Raw genomic sequence first — 8,666 nt, 5'->3', positions numbered from 1 at the left:
AGACGGTTGCCGTCAGATCCTCGGGCGATGAGTATCCCAGAATCCGGGCGAGGGAGGGGTTGGCATTGACAAAGGTCCCCCGGGTCGTGATCTGGAAGATGCCTTCGACGGCGTTTTCAAAGATGCTGCGGAACTTTTTTTCAGCGTCCCGGAGTTCCTTGATCTGCTGGGTGATCCTAACGCCCATGGACCGGATCACGTCCACCGCGGGCTGGAATTCGATGTAGGGCAGCTGGGAGCGCCGGTCCTCGTAATTGCCCGAGGCATAGGAGTTGACGATTTCACTGAGCTGGGACAGGGGCTTGGCCAGGAACAGGCGCAGCAGAAAGCCGGTGATCAGGATCAGCACCGACAGGTTGATCAGCATGGTGATGATGCCTGACCGCAGGAGCTGCTTGATGGCGGCCCGGTATTTTTTCGAAGAAAGGGACACCCGGACCAGACCGGCCAGCTTGGTGTCGAACAGGACCTCGCGGCTTTCCGAGAATGTTTCGCCCGGATCGGGTTTTTCCATGTGAAACAGGGATTTTCCCAGAGAATCGATGATGGTGAGCCCCACGATGTCTTCGTTGTCCGCATACAGGTTGCCGATGTTTTCGATGGTTTCCTGGTCGTAGGTCCACAGGGGGACCTGCAGGATCTCGGCCAGGGCCGTGGCGCTCCGATCCAGGAGTCGTTCGAGCTCGATGCGGGATTTGCGTTTGACATCCAGGTAATTGGAAAAGATCGACACACAGGAGACCAGAGTGACCGTCAGGATCAGGCTGGTGGTCAGCAGAAAGGAGATGGACCGTCCTTTGGGGGCCGCCTTCTTGTCCGGGCCGGGTGACGCGGCGGGTTCAGGGCGCGGGGCGTCCACAGCTCACTCCCCGGCGACCTGGGGGTCGGCGATCACGCCGGCTTGCCTGAGCTTGTGATAGCTCGCTTCGAGACGGTCCAGGATGTTTTGGCCGTCCGGGGTGCTCCGGGAGATCACGATGTAACAGGGCAGGGCCGAGATCTGGTTGAACGACAGGTCGGGAATGCTGACACTCTGGAGGGCCATGTCCGAGGGTTCCTTGTAATCCAGCAGGTAGTCGGCCCGGTTGGCCCTGAGCATGTTGAAGGCCGCTTCGTGCTTGTTGGCCTTGATGTGGTTGATCTGATTGGCCGGGTCTTCGATGTAGGTGATCCAGCCGCCGTAGCTGTAGCCCCGCATCACGATGATGGATTTCCCGATCAGGTCCTCCTTGACCCTTATGGGCGGTTTTTTCCCCCGGGTGTAAGCCCTCAGAACCAGGGCGGCAATGGGCGTTTTGCCGATGAAGGCCTTGCCTTCGAATTCGGGCAGGGTTTTGAGTCCCATCCACACGTCGAGGTCGCCGCTGCCGATGTATTCGGCAAGGCGCCGGACCGGATAGGATTCGGCGGTGAACGACAGTCCCGCATCCGGAAAGATGTGATTGGCCAGATCGATAAATATGCCCGCCGGCGTGTCATGCCCGTCGGTATAGGTAAAGGGCGGAAACTCGATGTATCCGAGCCTGAGCGGCCCGGCAACGGCCGGATTCGGCCCCCAAATCACGATCAGAGTCCAGAGGACTGTCAGGACAAGTCGATACCTCGGGTTCATAAACACCTCGACGTCTAAGTCAGCAATGATTTATTTTCCTTGTAAAACGCCATCCCCGCCTCATAGCCGATGTCCCGCAGAACCCGGAAGTTCGATGCGCTCCAGTCCATGACGTACGGTGCGTGCTTTTCGGGAATGGTAAACCCCACCTTCAGAAGCGTTCGGCTCCCCTTGTGCTTGGCTTCAAACAGCTTTGTATCATCTTCCGCGATGGTTATAAAGGGCAACATGATCGACAGATTGTAGGCGTCGTACAAACTGTGGGGTGTGCGGATCAGGGCCTTCTTGTTCAGGATGTTCATGATCACGATGGTGTCGACCTCTTTTTCCTCCTCGAGAAGCCCCTTGTAGTTCAGGCTGTCCACGTACGAGCCTTCCCCGTACCATTTCCCGTCGATGCACTGCTGGGGGCAGATGAAGAACAGCGAGGACCCGGCGATCAGGTGCTGCATGGTGATCTGGTGCTTGTTGAAAATCTCGATCCTCTGATCGGTAACGTTCAGGGCGTTGATGTAGATGTCCTTGTCCGCGTTTTTCAGGTTGTCGAAGTCGATGAAGCTTTCAAGAAAGGGGGCGATCCGGCTGATGGACGACTGAAAGGGAAAAAGAAATCCCGGGGTCAGGGCGGTGAGATTGAACAGGAACAGGTCGCTGATCAGCCGCTGGATGTCGTTGGACGGGTCCAGGCTGAACAGGGGGTTTGCACCCGTCATTATCCGTATAAAGGCGTCGGAAAGGGGGTTCAGCATCCCGGCGTTTTTCTGGAAGACCTTGTAGTTGGATGGGCAGATCGAATGATAGATCGCATCGGACAGGCCCGAGGCATTGCACCACATTTCAAGGGCCTCCCGGCCGGTCATGCCCCGGGCCGGGCTGGTATAGGCCAGGGTCAGGACCGATCCGATGCAGGCGCCGGATATGACATCAAACCGGACGCCCATTTCGTCAAGGGCGATGAGGGCTCCGGCTTCCAGGCCTCCCAGGGGGCCGCCGGCCCCAAGCAGCAACGCTTTCTTTTTCATACGTCTCTCCGTGTCGGGTCAATGCGGGTCGTGTCTGTGTCGTGCGGGTGACAAGACAATCGTCTGTGACTGGATGTCGTCGGCATGCAGGGAACATGCGAAACAATAATGTCCAAAAGTATACCAGAACGCTTAAAAAAACAACATGGGAAAAAAGGGGCACAGGGTTAGCCCGGAAGATCCGCGTTCATCCCGGTTCTCAATGAGCGGGCCATGCTCCCGGCGGTTTTGTAGCGACTGGCCGGATTTTTCTGCAGGGCCTTGTCGATGATCGAATCGGCAATTTTCGGGAGATCGGGCCGGAGGCTGGACGCCGGGGCGTGCTTGACGCTGGTGATCTGGTAGCCCAGGCTGGCCAGGTCCGTGCCTTTGAACGGCAGCACGCCGGTCAGAAGCTGGTAGAAGGTGACCCCCAGACTGAAGATATCCGCCCGGCCGTCGATGGCCTGTCCCTTGAGCTGCTCCGGGGCCATGAACGAGGGGCTGCCCACCACCACGCCGGTCCGGGTGCTCGAAATGTCGGCGATGCGGGCGATGCCGAAGTCGGTGACCTTGACGACGTGATTCGCGGGATTGTAGATGATGTTGCCCGGTTTGATGTCCCGGTGGATGACCTGCTGTTTGTGCGCGTAATCCAGGGCATCGGCCACCTGGGCCATGATGCGGAACACCACGGGGACCGGCAGCAGGGTGTCGGGACGGTTGAACTCGTTCAGGGGCTTGCCTTCCACGTAATCCATGGCGATAAAGGCCAGGTCCTGCTCCTCGCCGGCGTCGTAGATGGTGACGATGGACGGGTGGTTCAGCCGTCCGGCGGCCATGGCTTCCCGGAAGAACCGGTCTTTGACCTCGTCGAACCGGCCTTCGAAGGTCTGGGTCACATCCATGGTCTTGATGGCGATCATCCGGTTGATCTTGGGATCCCGGCCCAGGTAGACCACGCCCATGGCGCCCCGGCCCAGCTCACGTTCGATTTCATACCGGCCGAGAACGGTCCGGCTCAGGTTCTGGGCGGGGGCCGCAAGGGTCTGGCCGGTGGTGGTCCGGCCGAACAGGAGCTGGGCCAGCTGCCCGGCCCGTTCCCCGGCGTCCCGGTAGGCGGGGCGACGGTCCGCGATAAAGGCGAACACGGCGGCGGCCTTGTCGAACTGGCGTTTGCGCTCCAGGGAGACCCCCAGCTTGTAAAGCAGTTCGAGGACGGGTTCGTCGGGGCGGCAGCCCCGGAGGGTGTCGAAGGCCTGGTCGTAGCGGCTCTGCTCGTACTGAAAGCGCCCCAGCTCGAACAGCGCGGTCTGGGCCCGGTGATCGAGGGCGCTCAGCCGGGTGTGCACGCGCTGACGGATTCGGGCCGCCGTGTGCCCGAAAACCAGGAAGACCAGGGGCAGGGCCAGGGGCAGATACCCGTCGGTGATCAGGTGGACGCCCATCTGGCCGAGAATCAGGCCCGCCGCAAGCGTTGTCGACACAATGAGGGCCGTCCCGGGCCGGAAAAGGGGCACCAGGATGATCAGATACAAAAAGAGGACCAGAATCAGGGCCTTGCCGAGGAACAGCGCCTGCCGGGGCACCGCGCTGACGGCGCCCGCATCCAGGGAAGCAAAGGCCATGGCCGCGGCGCCGAGGGACGGGCTTCGGGCCGACCCGATGAACACCGGACGGTTGCTCACAAAGGACAGGTTCCGTGAGCTGAGGATTTCGTCTATGGTGTAACGCGGCAGGGTCAGGGCAAAGGGGCCGGTGGACCCGAAACGGGGTTTGACCAGTCCGGCCGGGTCCGTGCGGATAAACGTGAAACCGAACATCACCCCGGATTCCTCTTCCCAGACGGCCCGGGTTTTCAGGGTGCGGGCCAGCATCTGGGTCAGCAGATCCGGCAGGAACAGCCGGCTTTCTTTCCAGATCAGAGGCCAGTCCGATTGTTGATTGCCGCGACGGACCGGGAACAGGCGATTCCGGTGCAGGGGGGCGTCCGGCGGCGGAACAAGGTCGGGCATGCGGGTGGTCAGGGCGCTGTCGGGCAGGATGTCCCGGTGGCCGGCGGCCCTGCCGGGACTGGTTTGGAGCGCCTGGGCCGGCCCGAAGGCGGCGTTTGTCGGAACGGGGGCGTTTCCGACGGGATGGGTCAGGCCGATCAGGGTTTCGGTCTGTTCCAGGGCGGTCCACAGGGCTTCGCCGCGAAACAGGCGGGCCCGGGTAAAGGTGAGCAGGTCCTTAAGCGGGGCATGATCCTCGGCCGGTCCGGCCGCCATGGCTTCCCGGATGTGATCGGAGATGGCGGCCACCGCCGGGTTCGCCGCGAAAACCGGCGGTTCGTCGAGAATCAGGGCCATGGCCGACGGGCCGGCCTTTTTGAGTGTTTCGAGCAGGGTGATAACATCCTCACGGCTGTCCGGCTCGTGTTCGAGGGCGGCTGCGGTGCCGGGCGGGAGGGTGATGATCACGGGGTCGGAACGATCCTGGGGGACGGTTTTCAGGTACAGGCCGACCCGGAACAAGGCCTGGTCCAGAATGTCCGTCCACGGCACACGGCCTTCGAACAGACAAAGGCCCAGGGCGGCCAGAAACAGAAGGACCCGGAGATCGACCAGCACAGACACTGCGGCGGGCAGTCGGTGTCCGCGCCGGGTTTTTTCTGCGGCGCCGGGTGATGATGCGTCTGTCAGGGCCATGGACGTTCCCCCCTATCGTGTGCAAGATGGCCAAACGGTGATGGCGCATTGTTACATGAAAGGCCGCCCGGAGTCAAAGCAAGAACCGGCGGCCCGGCCCCAAGGGCAATGGCCTGTATGATCTTTAAAACACCTGGTCCTCTTCCTGCGGGACGGATCATGCCGCTCACGTTTACGGTCACGAGCACGAGCTCGATGACGGCCGGCAACACGTGAACGCAACCGTCAGACGGTTCAACCGGCGTGGGATGAGACGGTCGAGTAGGTCTCGGCCTGCCGTGCTCGTGCTCGTGAACGTGAACATGCACGTGAACGAACAGGACATGCGATTGCCCTGGTCATCGCATGTTTCATATCCTTGAAGAAAAGAAAAAAACGGCCTTCGTGAGAATCTCAGCGGATTGATCTCAGATCAATCCTGTCGACGTAAACACGTCTCCCTGCCGGCAAGAATTACACCGCGTGCACACACGACACCCTCTCTGCGCCTTTGTGTCTCCGTGAGAAATCACATAGACCCTCCTCTTCAAAGACGCCGGTTTAATCGCTCTCACAGAGTCACAGAGACACAGAGACACAGAGAACGCCGGACATGCGGGGCATGTCACACGGCAACGCTCCTGTGGGCATCCCATGCCGTGACGGAAAGAGCCCCGCCTCGTTTTCGACATGGTCAAACCATTCAACCACCCGGTCGCTGCGCTCCCTGAAGGACACGAAGGAAATGGGGGGTGTCAATCTCTGACACACGGCATTTCATGGACCGCTGTCCCATGGGTCGTTCGGGATAGACATGCGATGGCCCTGACCGACGACCCGGCCCCCAGGACAATGGCCTGTATGATCTTTGATGAACTCGTAAAAAGTCATCACATGACGGCAAAGAAAAAAGTTCGAGTTCAAGGCGCCGTAAATCCCGAGGAATGAGGCGTACTTAGGGTACGCCGCAGTGACGAGGGATGAAGCGCAACGCAGAAATCGGACTTTTTACGAAGCCGTCATCTTTAAAACACATGGGCCTCTTCCTGCGGGACGGATCATGCCGTTCACGTTCACGTTTACGGTCACGAGCACGAGCACGAGCACGAGCACGATGCCGGCAACACGTGATCGTGAACCTGCACGTGCTCGAACAGGACATGCGATTGCCCCGGCCCGGCCCCGCTCTTCGTTCAGTCGTCCGGCGCCGGTTTGCGGGCTTTTTCCGGCAGGTGGAAAACCAGGGTCCGGTTCACGATCCGCCGGGCGATCGTGTGCTCGTCGATCAGGTACTGGAGGGTCAAAAGAATCCATCCCCGGGCGAGGAACCGTTCCTTGAACGAGAGGGACGGATACAGATGCGTGAACAGTTGGTCGAAGGAGATGCCGTCTGAGCCGGCCTGTCTGATCAGGTTAATGATTTCAAGGGTGCGCTTGCGCCGGTGGTCCGAGGCCTGGGCCAGCCGCTGATACGGCTCGTCGATCGGGCTTCCGTGGGCCGGGAGGATCAGCGACAGGCCGGGCAGCGCCGCCAGACGGTCAAGGGTCGCCATGTATTTTCTGAGGTCGGAACGGGGAGGCCCCAGCCAGGTGTTGACGGCCCGGAGCACGATGTCGCCGCAGAGCAGCAGTCCCCGTGTGCGGTTGAACAGCACCACGTCGTCGTCGCAGTGCCCCGGCATGGCCATCAGCTCCCAGTCCTGGCCGCCGATGTGAAAGACCGACGGTGTTCCGATCAGCGTCACGGGGCCGGTGACGAATCGGACCCGGTACACCGCGAAAAACAGGGCATCCGCCAGGGCCTGACCCAGGGTGCGGGACCATCGCCGGTAAACGGGCATGGGCGTTTCGATGACGGCGCATTCCTTTCGGAAGCTTTTCCGGTACCGGACCCTTGAGGTGATGGTGTTCTGCATGGCCGGGGTGGCCAGGACCTCAAGGCCCAGACGCCGGCTAAGGCCCTCGATGCCCGAGAAATGGTCCCAGTGACCGTGGCTGGGCAGCACCCGGGTGATCCGGCAGGCCTGACCCCGGCTCCGGACCAGCGTTTCGATTTCCCGGATCTGCCGGGCCAGCCGCTCGGCGTTTTTCCGGCCGCCCATGCCCGCGTCGAAAACCAGCCCGTTTTCCCCGGCGATCACGTAGATGTTGACGGAAAACGGCGCGAAACGGGTCCGTTTTTTCTGGGTGATCAGAAACACCCCCGGAGCGACTTCCCGTACCATGGCTCACTCCCCGATGATCTTGACCAGGACCCGTTTTTTTCTCCGACCGTCGAACTCGCCGTAGAAAATCCGCTCCCAGGTCCCGAAATCCAGCCGGCCGCCGGTGACGGCCACCACCACCTCCCGGCCCATGATCTGGCGTTTCATGTGGGCATCCGCGTTGTCCTCCCCCACATTGTGCCGATACCCGGCCACCGGTTCGTGGGGGGCCAGTTTTTCCAGCCAGATCTCGTAATCGTGATGCAGCCCCGCCTCGTCATCGTTGATGAACACCGAGGCCGTGATATGCATGGCGTTGACCAGACACAGCCCTTCCTGAATGCCGCTTTCCCGCAGGCAGTCCTCCACCTCGGTCGTGATGTTGACAAACCCCCGTCGCGCGGGGACGTTGAACCAGAGTTCCTTGCGATAGCTTTTCATGATGCGTCTCTTTCCATGTATTCCTGTTTGAACCGACGGATAACCGAATCTGCTCGTATCAGCTTTTTATCGAATGATGCTTTATTCTGTAATTGAGTATCTTGGGCGACTGGCTGAGCAGTTCAAGCAAGACTTTCGTTGGGCCTGTCGGATAACGCTTCCCCTGTTCCCACTGCCTGACGGATGACGGGCTGACATTGATAAGCTTGGCGAATACCACCTGACTGAGGTTTGTTTTTTTTCGGATCGCCCTGATTTGATCCGACGTCAGAATGACCTCCGGAATTTTGACATCCAGTTCATTCAGTTCCCGTTCCGTAAAAGACGTTTTCAATCCGGAATCAACCATATCTTGAAGTGTTGACCCGATGGCCTCTTTTATTGTTCGTCTCATGGTGTCTCCTCCAGATTGAACAGCACGTTGTTTGACAATGCGTCTTCAAGCTCTGCGGGAGTCAATGCTAAAAGATCTTCCCCCAGCTTCCTGAAGTATTTCAGTTCAGTTTTATCAATATTGTCTTTTTCGTTCTTCCCGAATCCATAAAGAAAAACAGCTCGATCACCCGGTTTATAGAGAATGATCGTTCGAAACCCTGAACGTTTTCCTGTGTTCTCGCGACGGACACGGACTTTGAACAGGCTATGCCCTAAATCAGCCGTTGAAAGCCCATCCCCTAAATGTTCAATAGCCTCCAACAGGCTTTGATTATTAAGCTTTACACGCTTTGACCATTTATAT

At 59.6% G+C, this 8,666-nt stretch carries 9 protein-coding genes; 1 reads left to right on the top strand and 8 read right to left on the bottom strand.

Annotated features, from left to right (window positions below):
* From ACYQ11_RS21445 to ACYQ11_RS21430, 4 genes are all read right to left on the bottom strand, one after another.
* On the bottom strand, window positions 1-859 hold an 859-nt coding region (locus ACYQ11_RS21445), incomplete at its 3' end, for a PAS domain S-box protein (protein WP_459925882.1).
* Between the two features lie 3 nt (window positions 860-862).
* Entirely contained in the window at window positions 863-1,612 is a 750-nt protein-coding gene (locus ACYQ11_RS21440) for a substrate-binding periplasmic protein (protein WP_459925881.1), read from the bottom strand.
* Window positions 1,613-1,626: 14 nt separating this feature from the next.
* Window positions 1,627-2,634, bottom strand: a complete 1,008-nt coding sequence (locus ACYQ11_RS21435) for a patatin-like phospholipase family protein (RefSeq protein WP_459925880.1) — start codon at window positions 2,632-2,634, stop codon at window positions 1,627-1,629.
* Between the two features lie 167 nt (window positions 2,635-2,801).
* A complete protein-coding gene (locus tag ACYQ11_RS21430; RefSeq protein ID WP_459925879.1) occupies window positions 2,802-5,303 on the bottom strand; it encodes a protein kinase domain-containing protein in 2,502 nt (833 codons plus the stop codon).
* A 798-nt stretch (window positions 5,304-6,101) separates the two neighbouring features.
* On the opposite strand from ACYQ11_RS21430, the gene ACYQ11_RS21425 reads away from it, so the two are divergent.
* A complete protein-coding gene (locus tag ACYQ11_RS21425) occupies window positions 6,102-6,230 on the top strand; it encodes a hypothetical protein (protein WP_459925878.1) in 129 nt (42 codons plus the stop codon).
* Window positions 6,231-6,475: 245 nt separating this feature from the next.
* On the opposite strand, the gene ACYQ11_RS21420 is transcribed toward ACYQ11_RS21425, so the two are convergent.
* The 4 genes from ACYQ11_RS21420 to ACYQ11_RS21405 all read right to left on the bottom strand — a co-directional run.
* Window positions 6,476-7,507: an MBL fold metallo-hydrolase gene (locus ACYQ11_RS21420; protein WP_459925877.1), complete on the bottom strand. Its 1,032-nt coding sequence runs from the start codon at window positions 7,505-7,507 to the stop codon at window positions 6,476-6,478.
* A 3-nt stretch (window positions 7,508-7,510) separates the two neighbouring features.
* Window positions 7,511-7,927, bottom strand: a complete 417-nt coding sequence (locus tag ACYQ11_RS21415; protein WP_459925876.1) for a secondary thiamine-phosphate synthase enzyme YjbQ — start codon at window positions 7,925-7,927, stop codon at window positions 7,511-7,513.
* Between the two features lie 58 nt (window positions 7,928-7,985).
* Entirely contained in the window at window positions 7,986-8,321 is a 336-nt protein-coding gene (locus ACYQ11_RS21410) for a helix-turn-helix domain-containing protein (RefSeq protein ID WP_459925875.1), read from the bottom strand.
* The coding region (locus tag ACYQ11_RS21405; RefSeq protein ID WP_459925874.1) for a type II toxin-antitoxin system RelE/ParE family toxin at window positions 8,318-8,666 on the bottom strand (349 nt) is incomplete at its 5' end. The genes ACYQ11_RS21410 and ACYQ11_RS21405, both read right to left, overlap by 4 nt.

The sequence above is a fragment of the Desulfatiferula olefinivorans genome (genome assembly GCF_054657895.1).
This window is presented reverse-complemented; position numbering and strand designations above follow the sequence as displayed.

Excerpts from the sequence above, each read along its gene's own strand:
- ACYQ11_RS21440 (WP_459925881.1), bottom strand. The coding sequence starts at position 1,612 with ATGAACCCGAGGTATCGACTTGTCCTGACAGTCCTCTGGACTCTGATC.
- ACYQ11_RS21435 (WP_459925880.1), bottom strand. The coding sequence starts at position 2,634 with ATGAAAAAGAAAGCGTTGCTGCTTGGGGCCGGCGGCCCCCTGGGAGGC.
- ACYQ11_RS21430 (WP_459925879.1), bottom strand. The coding sequence starts at position 5,303 with ATGGCCCTGACAGACGCATCATCACCCGGCGCCGCAGAAAAAACCCGG.
- ACYQ11_RS21425 (WP_459925878.1), top strand. The coding sequence starts at position 6,102 with ATGGCCCTGACCGACGACCCGGCCCCCAGGACAATGGCCTGTATGATC.
- ACYQ11_RS21420 (WP_459925877.1), bottom strand. The coding sequence starts at position 7,507 with ATGGTACGGGAAGTCGCTCCGGGGGTGTTTCTGATCACCCAGAAAAAA.
- ACYQ11_RS21415 (WP_459925876.1), bottom strand. The coding sequence starts at position 7,927 with ATGAAAAGCTATCGCAAGGAACTCTGGTTCAACGTCCCCGCGCGACGG.
- ACYQ11_RS21410 (WP_459925875.1), bottom strand. The coding sequence starts at position 8,321 with ATGAGACGAACAATAAAAGAGGCCATCGGGTCAACACTTCAAGATATG.